This window comes from Sedimentibacter sp. MB31-C6 (assembly GCF_035934735.1).
Taxonomy (GTDB): Bacteria; Bacillota; Clostridia; order Tissierellales; family Sedimentibacteraceae; genus Sedimentibacter.
Genome location: NZ_CP142396.1, coordinates 1,694,643 through 1,712,392, shown reverse-complemented (window position 1 = coordinate 1,712,392; position 17,750 = coordinate 1,694,643). Strand labels below are relative to the sequence as shown.

Below are 17,750 nucleotides of genomic sequence, written 5' to 3'. Positions count from 1 at the left end.
TTAAACTTTCCCCCTTTTAGCCTACATAGTTAAACATTTCTTTAATTCTCTCTTCTAATGTTGGCATAACTACTTCACCGAATAATGCATACAGGCCTGCAAGGAGCAATGCTCCTAATACAACGGCAACAAGGATTTTTACAGCTGTATCAATATATCCTTCTCCACGGTTATTACTAACTGCTACCTTTGCTGCGACAGCCTTTCTTGTTATAAATTCATTTGCTTTTCTTAACATATTTTTCATCCTGTTTTCCTCCATTATTTTTATTCTTCATTTTTAAATACTCATATTCATATCTTGTATCTGACCCTTTCCTTCAAAATCAATTTCTTTAAATCCGAAACGATCTACATAATAAAACTCACTGCCATTGTCACCATATAGCTCAACTACATCAGACATTGACAGCGAGTGACCAGTAAACCCATGGGGATGATTTAGATTAAACTTTGCATAAATGGATTCTAAATCATTTGTTTCTATTTCTCCTTCATATACAAGCTCGTAGTTACTTTTATCCGGATCTCCAAAGTTTTCTTTAAGTTCCTCATATCCAATAAACTTACATTCAGGACTTACATCAGCTCTTAGCTGCCAGATCCGACAGTCTTTAAGTGGTACTGACATTTCATTATTAAAAAGGAGTACACCTTCTTTTGAAAGTCTTTCAAATACACCCTCTGTCCACTTTGCTATAAGCTTACGATTACCAAGCCACTTACTAAATTCTTCATTCTGAAACATAGAATCTACTATTGCAGTACCGTCTTCCACATATCCTGACGGATTTCCATAATAAAATATACAGTCATTCTTTAGCTCAATTCCTCTCATGATTTACCTCCCATCATTTAATCTCCATAGACAATATCCTCCATCATAATCCTTTCTTCTAATTCTCTGATGCAGATACCTGACATCTCAAAAATATCAATAACAAACTTTGGTACATCGGCTATATCATAGTCATAATCTGCCTGCATCACTATGATTTCACCACTGTCTTCTTCTGTACAAGCACAAAGCTTTGCATCCTTTGGAATACCAGCTTCTTCAAGAAGATAATCTGGAACAATAATCTCATCAAATTCTTCAAACCTCTCACAGTAGGAGCAATCATGACATCTCCCACAAATCCCTGCTAGATGAACAATTAACTCTTCTGAGAGATTTTTAAGTCCTTCAGCCACCTTTATAAGCTCCATTGCGTTCATTGTTGTTTTCATAGCTACAACAGCATTCTCTAAGTCATTAAATTCAATTTCTTCACATCCTGTAAGGTTTGCTGCATTGAGTACTTCATTTGGTAAACTAATGTTGTTGTCAAAGCATTCTTTAATCATTTTCATTATAAATTCCTCCTTGTTTTCCTATTCCATTTTTCATTTCAAATAAATTAATTTGTGATGGAGAGTTTATCTCCCTTTCGTGCATATCATAATTTGCCACTAGTATTTCAGGAAACTGGGCACCATTATCATAGCGTTGTTTAATATTATTAATACGGGTGTAGCTTTCAATCTGGATGTTTGGTGCATCGTATAGCTCTCTAATAAAAGAACAGTCATTGTAGGAAAGCAAGAATTTTCCCTCAATGCCCATCAAGGTATCTCGGAGTCTTATATGATCTTCTTTCTTAAATCCATCCTTACCAACATTTTTATAATATTTTTCTGTTTCAAAATACGGTGGATCTGCATAGAAAAAGCTGACAGGGCGGTCATACTGCCTTATCAGCTTTTCAAAATCTTTATTTTCAACCACTACTTTGCTAAGTCTTCTATGTGCCTGTTCAATTAGTGGAAAGTTACTCCACATGTCATGAGGCTGACTTCCGAAGCTAGTAAGGCCTGATGCATAGCTATAGCGAATTAATTGATAAAAATATGAGGCTCTTATTACATCACTTGTAGGACTGTCTCTTACAAGTGCCTCCTTTACTATGTCAAAATCCTCACGAGAATTTAACACAAAATATAGTGCATCTATTAACTCGTTTGGTTTCTCCCTTACGCAGCGATAAAGATTGGTTAAGAGTCCATTAAAATCGTTATATACTTCAAAATCATTGCCCGGCGGCTTATGAAATAATACCCAGCCTCCACCTCCAAACACTTCTATATACCGTTCATAATATAAGGGAAAGAGAGATACAATTAATTCTCTTAAAGACTTCTTGCCACCTATCCAACTCATAAAACTATTAATGCTTCATCACCTCTCTCTTACCTCTTTATCAAGGTCTAATATCAATTGTCCGTTTGCATCTGGAAAATGCTCTAAAGCTTTGACTAGTCCTCTCTTTGCTTTTGCAATTTCTCTAATTCGACTTGTCATCTGCCCTATACTAGCAAGCAGTTCCTTTCTATCAGCAGCATAATAATATCCATTGTCACCACTGCATATGGGATTGCCATTATTTCTTAATTGATTGACTAATTTCCTGACAGTTCTTGAACTGATACAGAATCTACTTTGTAGATATGCACTGGGGACTGCCTTAGGGATTCCTGTATGATACACTTTCATATAAATTAAAAAATCATGTTCCACCTCCTCGCCTCCTTTCTCATGCCATGTTTCATAACACTGTGGATATGATTGTTTTTGGGCAACAAAAAAAGGCCGACTGCTATGCTGTAATTTACAGCAAACAATCGGCCTTATCTGTTTTTAGATATTAAAAAAACACGGATATCTTCCGTGCTACCTTAGTACACCAAGTTCTCTTAAAAGCTTGATGCCATCTTTTATTCCTTCTACACAAATGAATTTTTGCATTTCCCTTTCTACAAAGTCTGATATGTCTTTATAATCTTCAATCTGCCTCCTTACTTCTATTGGAATATCGGTATTTTCATATAGCTTTATACATAATTCCTTTACTGCTTCAACCCCTAGCTTTACTTCCTCATTTTCCTTAATCAATTCAAAATATGCTATCTCCAGTCGCTCAGTTACTGCATTGTTAAGTATCTCAGTGATATCTTCCATGATGCCACCTCCTTCAAGCACCACAATATATCACAAGTTGTTGAACATATCTACTAGAATATATTTTATAAACTCATTCCTCCCATGCCTTGTGATTGTTCTTTGGAAGGCTCATCTGACCCTTTCATCTCTTCTTCCTGTGGACGAGATAACACTTTTAAGTTATCTTCTCCAGGAATAAGACCAAGACCTCTGCCATTATCCCATTTCATGTGTATGGTTCCAATGTCATCTACCCCTATTACTGTTCCCTTTGTACCTTTTTCAACGCCTTGTACATCATCCATTGTTGAAATTAATTCAATTCGTGTCCCTACAGGATAGCCGTTCTTAATTCTTTCTACTTGTTTCCTATCATTATTCAAATTTCATACCTCCCATTTTTTGATTTTCTTCTATACCCATTTCCTCAGCTGTCTTAATAAACCAGTTATCACTGTTCCAAAAGCTAACATAAATATCTCCCATTTCTGTACTAATTTCTCTCTGTTCAAAGCCTTCACACCAGCCATCTGATGCCTGTCCAGTTATATTATCTTTGATCTTTTCAAGCTCCTTTGGAGTCAATTCATCATTTAAAGTAAGAAAAGCTACCCCTATTACTTCTCCTTCTACGAGTTCAACGGAGAACACATACTTTGATACTTTTGCATTAACACTATCATGGTCATCATAATATCTCATCAGACCTCTTTGTTCTTCTTCTGGAAGATTGTTTTCTTCTATTGCCTTCAGGATTACATCTAGATACTCAACTACTTCAGCATTTGAAATTTCCTGTGGTTCATTTGCATATTCTTTATAACCATATTCATTTTCTATATCATATGTTGTTATCCTAAGAGGCATAAACAGTTTAAAGGTTTTTAGTTCTTCTTGTTTAGGAAATACCATTCCAAGATTTTCAAATAATAAATTGGCAAGTTTTTGATTATATCCATGGTAAATGATATATCCTTTCTCTGAAAGCGCTCCAAATTCATGGCCCATTTTCTGCTGTCCATATCTTTTAAAATCAATGTATTCTTCAAGATTTGAATCATATTCAAAATGACCTGAGTCACAAATCATATATCTTCCATAGTTTTCTACATTATGGATACCATCAAATAGTTCAAATTCATACATAGAATCTGCAAGTGCAAAGATTTCATCAACAGTTCTAGGTTTAACATAGTCCATAAGTTTTTCAAAATATTCTATATCATGGTTGCCTATTTCCTTATAATATTCTGCTAATTTATTTAAGGTATCTATCTTAGTTAATGGTGTTGTATCAGCAGAAATAATATTTATTATCCTATCTGAAAAGTTATGACTATCAATTGTAACTTCACAATCATGTAAGTAAGGAGTATCTAATCTCATCAGTGCCTTTTCAATTTCAACATCAGAACAAGGAAGATAGATAAATTCATTCGCACCTTTTGCGGTCAGATGTATTGTTGCTACAGTTTCTTTCCAATGGTATGGGGGAAACTGCTTGCCGTTATATATTTGCTCTGGCACATTTGAATTTTTATATAAGACTCCATAAGGAGTAATTCTAAAATTAGTATTGTTTTTTATTACCTCCATTGCAAAGGATCCACCATCAAGCTCTTCTAATTCTCTGGTAGCTACTGCTTGCTTTTCTGATAGATATAAATCTTTTCCTACAGTTTCCAGATTATTAAAGTCACTTACAAGGCTATAGCAATGAGTATTAAAGCTTTGATTGATTAACTCTGCTATTGTTTCAGGATTCTCTGCAAAGGCCGAAGCAAAAAATATCTTTCTTTCCTTTGTATCAAAACTATCCATCCTCTTAAATAAGAAATTTAATTCATCGATATTGCACTCTTTACCTTTTAGAACTTCATTGATATCTGGATCATAAACTACTTCTTCAATATAGCAGTTGGGAGCAATTGAAGTTTTAAGCTCCAGCTGATTATATACATTGGATATTTCACTTTCCTCATAAGGGAAATTAAACATAATTGACTCATCTTCTTTTCTGTCGAATCTTTTTAATCTAATTAGCATATCTCTCCTCCATCCTATTTTTTAATTGAAAATACATTTGCACCATACTTTGCAATTAATGATGCGTTAATTATTATCTTAAATGTTGTATCATCAATTAGTTCCCTATCTGCTATCTCGCTGATTCTTATATATTCTTTTCCTGACCATATAGTTTTTGCTGTTTGGTATAGAGCATATTCTTCCGTACTGATTTGTCTAAGATGTATACTTGAAAAATCAAAGCCATTTAAGCAGACTGCATCCTCCGAGGTGTTCCATAATACTTCATCAGCAGTAAGAAGAAATATTACTGCAAGGTAGCTTGGCGCTCCATCCTCTATATCAATATCTTGTTTCTGAATTAAATGATAAAATCTTTCCTTGTGGTTATGATTTAAAAATAGTTGACCAGTAAATCTATTACTAAGTAATTTCAATCTTTCTTTTAGAGCATAGTTTTTTATTCCTCCAAAGCAATCTTTTGTCAGATCTGCATATACAATTTTATCTGCCTCTAGTTTTTCTTTAAAACAAAAACAATCATTGGTGTTACCTCTGCTTTTAACCTTTGCTATACATCCATTACAAATCTTAATACCTCCTTCACAATTAAAATGATTATTAATGACTATTCCACTTCTTCTTTTAGGAAAATTAGGTGCCAGCATCATCAGCTGTTCTATCCCTCCCAATGATGTACCATACATAAAATATCTTGACATTGTTCTCAATCCCTTCATAGTTTTTGAAATAAAAAAGAGGCGAAGGCTATCGATCATAAGTTGACCGAAGACTTCGCCTCTTAGAATTGCTATATTTAGTTTTGGATTTTATATAAAACAAAAGCACCAAGAATTTTATCTCAGTGCTGTTGAAGTTTTTACATGTTATTGTTAGTATAAAAGATATGCTCATTTTCTGCTAATGGAATGTTACACTCTTAATCAGCGATTAAAAAACATTTTTTGTACTGTTATAGCTTCTTTACATTCAAAGCTCTAAAAGCATTTAATACTGCAATGATAGTTACACCTACATCTGCAAATATAGCTGCCCACATAGTAGCTATTCCAAAAGCACTCAAAATAAGAACAATTATCTTTATTCCAATTGCAAATACTATGTTTTGATTTGCAATTTTTAATGTCTTTTTAGAAATCTTCATTGCAGTAGCAATTTTCGATGGCTCATCAGTCATAATTACAATATCAGCAGCTTCAATGGCTGCATCAGAACCTAAACCACCCATTGCTATTCCAATATCTGCACGAGCTAATACAGGTGCATCATTGATTCCGTCACCGACAAAGGCGAGTTTACCTTTTGTGGATTTTTGTGAAAATAATTCTTCTAGTTTTTCAACTTTGTCTGCTGGCAATAGTTCTGCATAAACCTTATCAAGACCAAGCTCTTTAGCAACTTTTGAACCAACACTTTTATTATCACCTGTCAACATAACTGTTTGCTTAATATTAGCTGCCTTAAGTTCCTTGATTGCTTGTGCTGAATCTTCCTTTACCTCATCGGCAATTACAATGTAACCTATATATTTATTATTAACAGCAACATGTACAGCAGTACCGATCAGCTCTCCCTTGAAATAAGGGATATCCATCATTTTCATAAGTTTGATATTTCCTGCCATAACCTTTTTGCCATCTACTGTTGCAATAACACCATGACCTGATATCTCTTCTACATCTGAAATACGTCCATTGTCTATTTCTTTGCCATATGCACGTTTCAGTGAAAGTGAAATCGGATGATTGGAATAGCTCTCCACATATGCAGTTAATTCAAGTAGCTCTTCTTTGGAAACTCCTTCTGGATGAATTTCCTGTACATTAAATACACCTTTCGTTAGTGTACCTGTTTTATCAAAAACAACAATCTCTGTTTGAGCCAATGCTTCAAGGTAGTTACTACCTTTAACTAAAATACCTTTTTTTGAGGCTCCACCTATTCCACCGAAGAAACTCAAAGGAATTGAAATAACTAAAGCACACGGACAGGATACCACAAGGAATGCTAGTGCTCTATATATCCAATCACTAAAAGTCGCCCCGTCTATAACAAGAGGCGGTATAATAGCTAGAAAAACTGCAATTATAACCACAACTGGTGTATAATATCTCGCAAACTTAGTAATAAATTGTTCTGAATTGGATTTTTTACTACTTGCATTTTCAACTAAATCAAGAATTTTGCTTACAGTAGATTCTCCAAATTCCTTGGTAACCTCTGCTGTAATAACTCCATTAATATTGATGCAACCACTCAGGATATCACTTCCTACTTCTACTTCACGAGGAACAGATTCACCAGTAAGTGCCGATGTGTCAATCATTGAACTTCCCTCTATTACCTTGCCATCAAGAGGAATTTTTTCTCCTGCTTTAATTACAATAATATCTCCAATTTGTACTTCATCTGGGTCAACTTTGACAAGTTCATCGCCTTTTTTAACATTTGCATAATCTGGTCGAATATCCATAAGGCTTGCAATTGACTTTCTCGACTTGCCAACTGCATAGCTTTGAAACAGTTCTCCAACTTGATAAAACAGCATAACTGCAACACCTTCAGGATACTCACCAATAAAAAATGCACCAATTGTTGCAATACTCATTAAAAAGTTTTCATCGAAAACTTGACCTTTAAAAATATTTTTTACAGCTCTTTTTACAACATCTCCACCTACAATAATGTAACTTATTATAAAGAGAGCAATCTGTAACCATTCGTTATTTAAATTAAGCAATACTGCTGTAGCTAACAAGGCTGCACCAATAATTATTCGCCATAGTCGTTTTGTCATACTAAATAGCCTCCTTTAAGCCTTTTTCATAGTTGTATCGGGTTCAATTTTTTTAACTATTTTTTCGGCCTCTGCTATTATTGTTGGCATTTTTTCATCCTCACCATCAATAACGAGTTTTGTGGTCATAAAGTTAACAGTAGCTTCTTTCACTCCATCAAGCTCATTAATAGCCTTTTCCATTTTTGCCGCGCAATTTGCACAATCTAAACCTTCAAGTATAAATTTCTTTTTCATTATTAAATCCTCCTAAATATTATTTGTAATTTTATTTTGAATACTACAAGTCTTTTTCAAATTTTCTTGAAGCATTGCTCATTTGAAATGAAGACTTAAATATCTGCCCAAATATCTTCAAAAAATATTCTATTCTACCGCATTACTACTTCTCGTTGATATGAATTAGACCTTGGTCAAATATTTCTCTTACATGATCGTCAACTAATGAATAATATACTACTTTGCCTTCTTTTCTGTTTTTTACTAAATTAGCTTGTTTTAAGACTCTCAGCTGATGGGAAATTGCTGATTGTGTCATGTTAAGTAATACAGCGATATCACAAACACACATTTCAGATTCATGTAAAGCCCATAGTATCCTGATTCGTGTTGAATCTCCAAATACTTTAAATAATTCTGCTAAATCGTAAAGGCTTTCTTCTTGAGGCATTTTATCTCTAACTTGATTTACAATATCCTCATGAATTACATTGCAGTCACATCTTTCAATTGAATTAAATTTTTCAGTCATATTATCACCTCTTTTTTAAATCATTTCATCTGAATACTTGAGCAAACATTCATACGTTGTGTATTTATTATATTATTGTTTTTCTCATATGTCAATAGTTATATGAGCATTTATTCAAGTGTTTTTTAAATATGTTTCTGAAATATTCCATAGTACTTCATCAGCAGTTAGGAGAAATATTACTGCAAGGTAGCTTTGCAATCCATCCTCTATATCAATATCTTGTTTCTGAATTGAATGATAAAATCTTCCCTCGTGGTTATGATTTAAAAATAGTTCGCCAGAAAAATTTGCTACTCTTAATACCTCCTTCACAATTAAAATGATTATTAATGACTATTCCACTTCTTCTTTGATGAAAATTAGGTGCCAGCGTCATCAGCTGCTCTATCCCTCCCAGTGATGTACCATACATGAAATATCTTGACATTGTTCTCAGTCCATTCTTCTATTAGTTTTTGAAATAAAAAAGAGACGAAGCCTATCGATCATAAGTTGACCGAAGACTTCGCCTCTTAGAATTGCTATATTTAGTTTTGGATTTATAGAAAAAATATTAATTTTGTTACAGTTCTAACTTTATAAAGCAACTTAATATAAAGAAATTATTTCATGGATAATCCCTTATCTATTGCATCCTGAATTATTTTATGGCAGCACTTACCTAATGGATTTTTCTTCTGACATTGTGAATTTCCCATTGCACCCGTAATCTTTAGAACCTCTTTCATATTAGTAGCACCATCTTTTATGACAGCATTTATAACTTGTTCCTCCGTTACTTTACTACAGTAGCACGCATATTTAGGATTAGCGTCTTTCTTAAACCATATGGGCACTTTTAATTGCTGTTTATTAAATTTGATATTAGATTTTGTATTGTAGTAAGTAATATCACATTCCTCACTCATACACAAAAAATAATCGTTGTCGCTAACTTGCTCCGTTAGCTCGTTGAGTACCATATGATTTACTGTAATATTTTTTACAAGAGTTCCTTGTTTTTCACATACAGGGCATAGATTATTTTTTTTTGCTATGGTTATAGATTCTGATTCATTTCCACAGCAAGACATATTTGGATTATTGCCTTCTTCTTTTTCAATCATTGATTGTCTTCCTCCTTTACTTATTCAGCACAACAGCTAAGTTTTTTCATATCCCTATCAAAGGATTGCGCAACAAGTTTTATTGCTTCTGACATAGTAGGGTATACGTGTATAGTATTTGATATATCAGTGCTTGTGAGATTAAATTGTAATGCTAAGGTTGCCTCTTGGATAATATCTGCCGCTAACTCACCTATAACATGAACCCCCAGAATCTTTTTAGTATCTTTGTCAATAATCATCTTTACAAAGCCTTGAGTATTTCTAATTGCAGCTGCTTTTGGGACTAATCCCATATCTAAAGTCCTACTATTAACTTTTAATCCTAACTCTATAGCTTCAGATTCCTTAAGTCCTACAGATGCCACTTGAGGGCTAGTAAATATTGCATGAGGAACTGCTTTATAGTTAGGCTTTCTTATATTGTTCTGAGTAGCATTTTCACCCGCTACTGAACCTTCATGGGCATTTACCGTAACAAGCATATAGTTTCCAATAACATCACCAGCCGCATAAACATTAGGATTTGATGTTTGTAAATATTCATTAATTTTTATATAACCTTTTTCATCTACTATTACTCCTGCCTTTTCCAGCCCCATGTTATCAGAGTTTGGAGTTCTCCCTGTGGCTATTAGTAATTGGTCACCTTCAAAAGTCTGTTCATTCCCGTCTTTTATAACAGTTACATACTTTCTATTATTTTCTTCATACACTTTTTGAAATGAAATATCTGTCACAATATTTATTCCATGGTTTTTTAGTGCTTTTTCTAAGGCATCAGAAATTTCAGGCTCTTCATTTTTAACTATTCTTCCGCTTCTTTGTAGAATTGTAACCTTTGAACCAAACATAGAAAACATTTGAGCAAACTCAACAGCGATCCAGCCACCACCTATAATAATTAATTTTTCAGGTAACTTATCTAACTCCATAATTTCAATATTGGTTAAGTATTTTACACATCCTAAGCCATCAATCTTAGCAATAGAAGACCTAGAACCAGTTGTAATTATATATTTAGAAGCCTTATACTGTTCTTCATTTATCTGTATGGTATCTTGATTAATAAATTCAGCCTTACCTTTAAGTAAGGTAATATTTTTGTCATTTTCATAAATATCGATATATTTTTCTTTTCTAAGCTCTGCAAGCAGATTATCTTTTTGCATAATAATCTCTTTAAAATCTAAACTTACTTGTTTCATATTGATGCCAGCAAAAGGGTTCTCTTTTCCAAAATGATATATTTCTGCTGCTCTTAGCAAGTTCTTGGTAGGCACACATCCTACATTTAAACATGTTCCTCCAATTACTCCACTTTCAACAACTGCAACTTTTTTATTAAACTGAGAAGCCTTAATTGCTGCGGCAAACCCTGCCGAGCCACCTCCAATAATAATTATATCAAAGTCTTTTGCATTTTCGCTCATTTTATCCCTCCTTGTTTTCGGTATACTTTTCATTTTTTAATATTTCACAAGTACATATTTCATCCGTATTTCCGTCAGCTATAGATTGACCTAATTTAACAAGTGCTATCACTCTTTCATCTGAAATAGAGTAGTAAATATTCTTTCCATCCTTTGACGATTTCACATAGTTGCACCATTTCAAGCATTTTAACTGCATTGAAATAAGACTTTGAGAACACCCAATATCCTCTGTTAATTCTCCCACATTTTTAGGACCATCTATTAAGGAAAGTATAATTCTATATCTTGTAGGATTTGATAATCCATGAAAGAATTTTGTATATACTTCAATTTGTTCATCACTAATTTGCATACTTTACCTCCTAAATAAAACATGATGTATAATTAGCTCAACTAAAGCTATTGTCATACTCCACACAATTGTTCTAGTATTTTTTGAAACATTATCGTTTCTTACAATAAAGTAAAATTCATCCTTAATAAGAATAAACATATCAATATATATTGATATGTTTATTCTACCACAATATGAACATGAGTACAATAGAATTTAGCAGCATAGATTCTATCAACTATACATAATTTTCTACTGACGTACATTATATAAAGTTTCCTCCAGCCCATCAGATTATTATTCCATGTTTCCATACTTGTTTTCCTATTTTTTCCCCATCATCACTCAATCTATCTAATGTCATCTATATTTTTGCCTATTTTTAAGGGTCAAAAAACGGTGTTTTTTTGCTCTTTATTCGCTCAAAAACTGTCCTAAAACCACTATATGTTGTGGTTGAACTCTATTATTTCTTCTTCGAGCCACAATACGTCATCAGAATTATACTCTCAACGTGCGGCGTCATTGGAAACATATCTACACATTGTACTTTTTCTACTTTATAATCATTTTCCAAGAAATATGGCAAATCTTTTACTAAGGATGTTGGCTTACAGGAAATATAAATGAATGTTTCCGGTTTATAGTCTATTATTTTTTGGATTGCTTTTGGGTGTATGCCCTCTCTTGGTGGGTCTAAAACTATAATATCAGGTTTATCATTTAATTCATCTATTTTCTTCAAAACATCACCTGCTATAAAAGTACAGTTGTCAAGATTGTTAAGTTTTGCATTTTCGTTAGCCTTTTCTACAGCTTCTTCAACTAATTCTATACCTATTACTTTTTTAGCTTTTGGTGCTAAAATTTGTCCGATAGTTCCTGTTCCAGAGTAGAGGTCGAATATGGTTTTATCTTTTGTAGTTCCGATAAAATCTCTGGCTATTGAATACAGTTTTTCTGCTCCTAAAGAGTTTGTTTGAAAGAATGAATAGGATGAAATATTGAACTTTAACCCAAGTAGTTCCTCTACAATCTTATCCTCTCCATATAAAACTTTCATCGAATCTGCCTTTGCTACATCGGCTACTCCATCATAAATTGAGTGAGCTATGCATTTTATTGTTCCATCTAATTTAGTATTTAATATAATTTCAACAAATTCTTCTTCATTTAATGTACTTTGACTAGTAGTTATTAAATTAATTAAAATTTGTCCTGTTTTTTCTGTTTTTCTTACTATTAAATATTTTAAAAATCCAATTTTCGTCATTTTGCGATAATGGGACTGACTATTTCCTTGGAAATAATCTAAAATTCTACATAATATTTGTCGAAAGTCATTATCTACTATATAGCATTCATTTGTATTTACAATACTATGAAAGCTATTTCTTTTATGCATTCCCAATGTTAAAGGTCCTTCTTTTACTTCATCACCAAATGAAAACTCCATTTTATTCCTATATTCTGTAATTTTAGGACTTGGTACTATTGGAAGAAAATCATACTTTTCTGTTAATACACTATCTAACAATGTTTTTACCTGTTTTTCTTTAATTTGCATTTGTTTTTCATATGGTACATTTTGATAGGCACAGCCACCGCATATGTTAAACTTATCACACAAGGCATCCTGCTCATAATCTGCCTTTAGTAATATTTCTACTACCTTAGCTTCGATATTATCTTTTTTTATTTTACTAATTCTTGTCTTCACCTTTTGACCAGGTATAGCATTTTTTATTATTATTTTCTGTCCTTCGTGTGTCGCTATTCCTTTGTTTGGAAATTGAATATCAACTATCTTTACTTCTATTATATCTCCCTTTTTCATTTAAACTCCTATTGTAATGATTATGCTGACATAATTAATAATCATGTCAGCATAATATATATATTATATTTTTAATAATCTTTCTGTAATTTCTTTAATTGCAGTAATAGTGAATCCACTTGGTCTAAGGTTTGAATAATCTCCAACATAATGTAATAGTCCGTAAGCAGGATAACTTTGACTTGGAAGCAAATTTGCTGGTATAGGAATTGGAATCATCCCCATATGAAGACCAAATATATTTATTGCATTAAGACACATGTCTCCTCCACCTTCTCCATTAGCACAGGTTGAATAAGCGAAAAGTTTCTTACCCCAAAATTTAGCATCTGGCCAATATGGTGAAAATGAATCCATAAATGCTTTCATTGCACCTGAAACATTCCCAAAATATGTTGGGGAGCCCATTATTATTATATCACTATCTAATAACTTTTCGGCATTAGCTGATTCTAATTGCATTATTTCATCTTTATATTGTCCTGCTATTGGAAATTGACTTGCTAGGCTATCAAGGTTTGGATCATCTACTTTTAAAATTTTTATTTCTGCATTATATTTACTGAATTCTTTATAGAATTCTTTTGCAATTAAGTAATTATTTCCACATACACTGTGAAATACTACTGATACTTTTTTGTTATTCATATACTAATTACTCCCTTTACTTCTTCTGTTGAAATGGCTATCTTCTTCTTCAGCAAATAAATTACTTAAATAATTTTCTACATCCAAAGCAGTTTCCAAATTAAGTGTTTCTTCTGCTATATTTTCCATGTCCTTTTTCTTTAAATTTCGAATTATGTATCTTGCTCTAAGAATTGATGGAGCATTCATACTAAATTCGTCTAAACCCATTCCTAAAAAAACTGGAATTAATTTAAAATCACCGGCTGCTTCACCACACATACCAACCCATATACCTGCGTTATGTGCATTTGTAATTACATTATTTATTAATCTCAAAAGCGCAGGATGATATTGACTGTATAGGTGGGATAATTTTGAATTCATTCTGTCGACTGCCATTGTATATTGAATTAAGTCATTAGTACCTATACTAAAAAAGTCAACTTCTTTCGCTAATTGATCTGACGTTATAGCAGCAGATGGTATTTCAATCATAATACCTACTTCTATATTATCATCAAATAATATTCCTTCTTTTTTTAATTCTTGTTTTGCTTCTTCTAATACTATCTTAGCATCTTTTAATTCTTTCATCGTAGATATCATTGGAAACATAATTTTAACATTTCCAAAAACACTTGCCCTAAGAATTGCTCTTAGTTGAGTTCTAAATACATCAACATTTACAAGACAAACTCGTATTGCTCTATATCCTAAAAATGGATTTATTTCCTTTGGAATATCAATATACGGTACTTCTTTATCAGCACCAATATCCATAGTTCTAATAATTACAGGTTTATTATTCATTTTTTCAAGAACTTCTTTATATTGCTCAAACTGCTCATCTTCAGTTGGTTGACAGTCTCTGTTCATAAAAATAAATTCGCTTCTAAATAAACCAATTCCTTCAGCATCATTTTCTAAAACTGTTGCTACGTCTTTAGGGGTGCTAATATTTGAAAAAAGTTCTACTTTATAATTATCTTTTGTTATAGAAGGTAATCCTGTTTGCTTTTTTAACTCATTATTTATTTTTTCTTCATTTAATTTTTTTTGAATATAATACTTTAGTTGTTTTTTATTAGGATTTATAATTACTTTACCAGTTTTCCCATCACAAATAATATTATCATTATTATGTACAAAATCTAATATTCCTTCTATTCCAACAACAGTAGGAATACCCATAATTCTTGCCATAATAGCAGCATGAGATGTCTTGCCTCCCATTTCTGTAATCATAGCTAAAACCTTGTTTCTATCAAGTTGTGCTGTATCTGAAGGAGTCAAGTCTTTTGCCACTATAATTGAATTTTCTTTCATCTTTGAAAAATCTGTAGTTTGAACACCTAATAAGTTGTGTAATACTCTTCCTATTATATCTTTAACATCGTCAGCTCTTTCTCTAAGATAATCATCCTTTATGTTATCAAACATATTAATATATATATTTGCTATTTCTTTAATAGCATATTCTGCGCTAACTTTTTCGCTTTTTATTTTCTCTTTAATTTCATTTATAAAGGCCTCATCTTCAAGCATCATTTCATGCGACTTGAAAATTTGGGCTTCTTTTTCACCAATTTCTTTTAGCGTTTTTAAATATATATTGTTTATTTGATCTTTACTTAAATTAATTGCAGTATTTAACCTTTTAATTTCTGCATCGACATCATTTATATGAGTTATTTCTACATTTAATTCTCTCTTTTTTATAACAAAAGCTTTACCTATTCCTATTCCTTGAGATACTCCTAAACCCTTCATAAACTTCACAACCTTTCAGTATTAAATACAGTTCTTGTTGAGCCCTTATGATACATAAATAATAATATAAATCTACCCATATTAATGGTTTTTAAAATATTGCATATTAAAATATATTAATACATGGAATTTCTAAATAAATTAATAATTGATTGGATGTAATTTTGCGAATGAATAGATTTGTCCTTATTTTATATAATTATATTATTTACCGTTAGTTATGTCAATGAAAATATTGAAATTTCAACGCTATGCTAGGATAATGTTTTCATTATTGATATCCCAGACTTTAAAAGATAATTTATCTATATTGTTACTTAAAGTTAATTGAAAAAAAACAAATATTAGTTTACAATAATAATAAATGAAAAAAACACTTATAAATGGAGGTAACATATTGGATAGCAAATTTACAACAAAAAGAGTTACTGGTCAAACCGAATTAATAGGATTAATCGCTAATCCAGTTAGACATAGTTTGTCTCCAACAATGCATAACGAATCATTTAAAAGATTAGGGTTAGATTATGTTTATGTTGCATTTGAAGTAGATAACGATACATTAAAAAATGCTGTTAATGGATTAAAAGCTTTAAAAGTCAGGGGATTTAATGTATCTATGCCAAATAAGATAAAAATAATTCAATATTTAGACGAATTATCTGATGCTTCTAAATTAACAGGGTCAGTGAATACTGTAGTTAATGATAACGGAACTTTAACTGGTCATATAACAGATGGAATTGGTTTTATTAAAGCATTATCTGAGGAAGGTATTGAAGTCAAGGGGAAAAAAATTACGATTTTAGGTTCAGGAGGAGCTGGAACTGCGATAATGGTCCAATCTGCTTTGGAAGGAGCAAAAGAATTATCTATTTTCAATCGTAATATCGAATTAAAAACAAATACTAAAAATATTATTAAAAAACTTAATAATAATACAAATTGTATTTCAACTTTATATGCACTTGAAGACAAAAGTAAGTTAAGAGAACAAATTGAATCAAGTGATATTTTGGTTAATGCAACAGGGGTTGGCATGAAACCACAAGAAGACCAATCTTTAATAACAGATTCATCAATATTAAGAAAAGAATTAGTGGTTTTTGATTGCATTTATTCACCTAGAGAAACAAAATTATTAGCTATGGCTAAGAAAAACGGATGCAAAATTATTAATGGGCTAGGGATGGTTTTATTCCAAGGAGCAGCTTCATTTAAATTATGGACTGGTCAAGAGATGCCTATAAATCACATCAAAAAAATATTATTCTAATTGATTATACGGGAGAGAAAGTATGAAAAAAGTCCAAGTGAAAAATTTGGTTTTTAATGAAGGACCACCTAAAATATGCGTTCCATTAATTGGGAGAACAGATAAGCAAATTTCAGATGAAATTAAACACTTAAACAATATATGCTTTGACTTAATTGAATTCAGAGTAGATTTCTATGATAAGGTAGATAATTTTTCAATGGTAGTAGATATGCTTAAAAAAATCAGATTTTCTGTTAACAAGCCCATTCTCTTTACTTATAGAACAAAGAAAGAAGGGGGAGCACATGAAATGTCAGAAGAAAATTATTCTATCTTAAATTCTATTGCTATAGAAAGTGGATTTATTGATATAATAGACATAGAATTTTTCAGTACAAAGGAAGTAATTAATAAACTAATATCTTTAGCAAAGCAACATAATGTTAAAGTAATAATGTCAAATCATGACTTTAACAAAACTCCTTCCAAAGATGAATTAGTTAACAGATTAGTAAAAATGCAACAGTATGATGCTGATATAACTAAAATAGCAGTTATGCCCACGTCCGAAGATGATGTATTAACACTGCTAAGCGCAACTTTAGAAATGAAAAATATAAAAAGTGACCGTCCATTTATTACTATATCTATGGGCCCACTAGGAGTAATATCCAGATTAACTGGAGAATTATTTGGTTCTTGTATGACATTTGCTTCAGCAAAAGATGTTTCAGCACCAGGTCAATTAAATGTAGAGGATGTCAATAAAATATTAAATCTACTTCATAAAGTCTTTTAA

General features: G+C 31.9%; 20 protein-coding genes. 2 read left to right on the top strand and 18 right to left on the bottom strand.

The window, feature by feature from the left end; translation table 11 throughout:
• Positions 1 to 16 precede the first annotated feature (16 nt).
• From U8307_RS08170 to ptsP, 18 genes are all read right to left on the bottom strand, one after another.
• Positions 17 to 247 carry a DUF6133 family protein gene (locus U8307_RS08170; RefSeq protein ID WP_442985515.1) on the bottom strand — a complete coding sequence of 77 codons (231 nt, stop codon included), beginning with the start codon at positions 245 to 247 and terminating at the stop codon, positions 17 to 19.
• A gap of 33 nt (positions 248 to 280) precedes the next feature.
• Entirely contained in the window at positions 281 to 838 is a 558-nt protein-coding gene (locus U8307_RS08165; RefSeq protein ID WP_326906867.1) for a YodL domain-containing protein, read from the bottom strand.
• Positions 839 to 855: 17 nt separating this feature from the next.
• Positions 856 to 1,353: a hypothetical protein gene (locus U8307_RS08160; protein WP_326906865.1), complete on the bottom strand. Its 498-nt coding sequence runs from the start codon at positions 1,351 to 1,353 to the stop codon at positions 856 to 858.
• Positions 1,340 to 2,200, bottom strand: a complete 861-nt coding sequence (locus U8307_RS08155) for a DNA adenine methylase (protein WP_326906863.1) — start codon at positions 2,198 to 2,200, stop codon at positions 1,340 to 1,342. The genes U8307_RS08160 and U8307_RS08155 overlap by 14 nt, the downstream gene beginning before the upstream one ends.
• Before the next feature lie 18 nt (positions 2,201 to 2,218).
• Positions 2,219 to 2,557, bottom strand: coding sequence for a hypothetical protein (locus U8307_RS08150; RefSeq protein WP_326906861.1), 339 nt, complete (start codon positions 2,555 to 2,557; stop codon positions 2,219 to 2,221).
• Positions 2,558 to 2,710: 153 nt separating this feature from the next.
• Positions 2,711 to 2,998 carry a hypothetical protein gene (locus tag U8307_RS08145; protein WP_326906860.1) on the bottom strand — a complete coding sequence of 96 codons (288 nt, stop codon included), beginning with the start codon at positions 2,996 to 2,998 and terminating at the stop codon, positions 2,711 to 2,713.
• A gap of 65 nt (positions 2,999 to 3,063) precedes the next feature.
• Positions 3,064 to 3,363 (bottom strand): DUF4314 domain-containing protein, encoded by a 300-nt coding sequence (locus tag U8307_RS08140; RefSeq protein WP_326906858.1) that lies wholly within the window; start codon positions 3,361 to 3,363, stop codon positions 3,064 to 3,066.
• Positions 3,356 to 5,026 carry an antirestriction protein ArdA gene (locus U8307_RS08135; RefSeq protein ID WP_326906856.1) on the bottom strand — a complete coding sequence of 557 codons (1,671 nt, stop codon included), beginning with the start codon at positions 5,024 to 5,026 and terminating at the stop codon, positions 3,356 to 3,358. Before U8307_RS08135 ends, U8307_RS08140 begins: the two co-directional genes overlap by 8 nt.
• Before the next feature lie 14 nt (positions 5,027 to 5,040).
• The gene (locus U8307_RS08130; RefSeq protein WP_326906854.1) at positions 5,041 to 5,730 is read right to left on the bottom strand and encodes a hypothetical protein; all 690 of its coding nucleotides are present in this window, start codon (positions 5,728 to 5,730) and stop codon (positions 5,041 to 5,043) included.
• Positions 5,731 to 5,981: 251 nt separating this feature from the next.
• On the bottom strand, positions 5,982 to 7,826 hold the full coding sequence (locus U8307_RS08125) for a heavy metal translocating P-type ATPase (RefSeq protein WP_066084863.1): 1,845 nt from the start codon (positions 7,824 to 7,826) through the stop codon (positions 5,982 to 5,984).
• A 15-nt stretch (positions 7,827 to 7,841) separates the two neighbouring features.
• Positions 7,842 to 8,063: a cation transporter gene (locus U8307_RS08120; protein ID WP_003145146.1), complete on the bottom strand. Its 222-nt coding sequence runs from the start codon at positions 8,061 to 8,063 to the stop codon at positions 7,842 to 7,844.
• A 145-nt stretch (positions 8,064 to 8,208) separates the two neighbouring features.
• Positions 8,209 to 8,577, bottom strand: coding sequence for an ArsR/SmtB family transcription factor (locus U8307_RS08115; protein ID WP_058491311.1), 369 nt, complete (start codon positions 8,575 to 8,577; stop codon positions 8,209 to 8,211).
• A gap of 605 nt (positions 8,578 to 9,182) precedes the next feature.
• Positions 9,183 to 9,686, bottom strand: coding sequence for a Csac_0668 family 2Fe-2S cluster-binding (seleno)protein (locus tag U8307_RS08110; protein WP_442985514.1), 504 nt, complete (start codon positions 9,684 to 9,686; stop codon positions 9,183 to 9,185).
• 20 nt (positions 9,687 to 9,706) lie between these two features.
• Entirely contained in the window at positions 9,707 to 11,119 is a 1,413-nt protein-coding gene (gene merA, locus U8307_RS08105; RefSeq protein ID WP_326906827.1) for a mercury(II) reductase, read from the bottom strand.
• A gap of 1 nt (position 11,120) precedes the next feature.
• Positions 11,121 to 11,474 carry an ArsR/SmtB family transcription factor gene (locus U8307_RS08100; protein ID WP_326906825.1) on the bottom strand — a complete coding sequence of 118 codons (354 nt, stop codon included), beginning with the start codon at positions 11,472 to 11,474 and terminating at the stop codon, positions 11,121 to 11,123.
• 448 nt (positions 11,475 to 11,922) lie between these two features.
• Positions 11,923 to 13,293, bottom strand: a complete 1,371-nt coding sequence (gene rlmD, locus U8307_RS08095; protein ID WP_326906823.1) for a 23S rRNA (uracil(1939)-C(5))-methyltransferase RlmD — start codon at positions 13,291 to 13,293, stop codon at positions 11,923 to 11,925.
• Between the two features lie 63 nt (positions 13,294 to 13,356).
• Complete coding sequence (locus tag U8307_RS08090; RefSeq protein ID WP_326906821.1) at positions 13,357 to 13,941, bottom strand: flavodoxin family protein; 585 nt, start codon at positions 13,939 to 13,941, stop codon at positions 13,357 to 13,359.
• Between the two features lie 3 nt (positions 13,942 to 13,944).
• A complete protein-coding gene (gene ptsP, locus U8307_RS08085) occupies positions 13,945 to 15,693 on the bottom strand; it encodes a phosphoenolpyruvate--protein phosphotransferase (RefSeq protein ID WP_326906820.1) in 1,749 nt (582 codons plus the stop codon).
• A 397-nt stretch (positions 15,694 to 16,090) separates the two neighbouring features.
• On the opposite strand from ptsP, the gene U8307_RS08080 reads away from it, so the two are divergent.
• Positions 16,091 to 16,969: a shikimate dehydrogenase gene (locus U8307_RS08080; RefSeq protein ID WP_326906818.1), complete on the top strand. Its 879-nt coding sequence runs from the start codon at positions 16,091 to 16,093 to the stop codon at positions 16,967 to 16,969.
• Positions 16,970 to 16,991: 22 nt separating this feature from the next.
• A complete protein-coding gene (gene aroD, locus U8307_RS08075; protein WP_326906815.1) occupies positions 16,992 to 17,750 on the top strand; it encodes a type I 3-dehydroquinate dehydratase in 759 nt (252 codons plus the stop codon).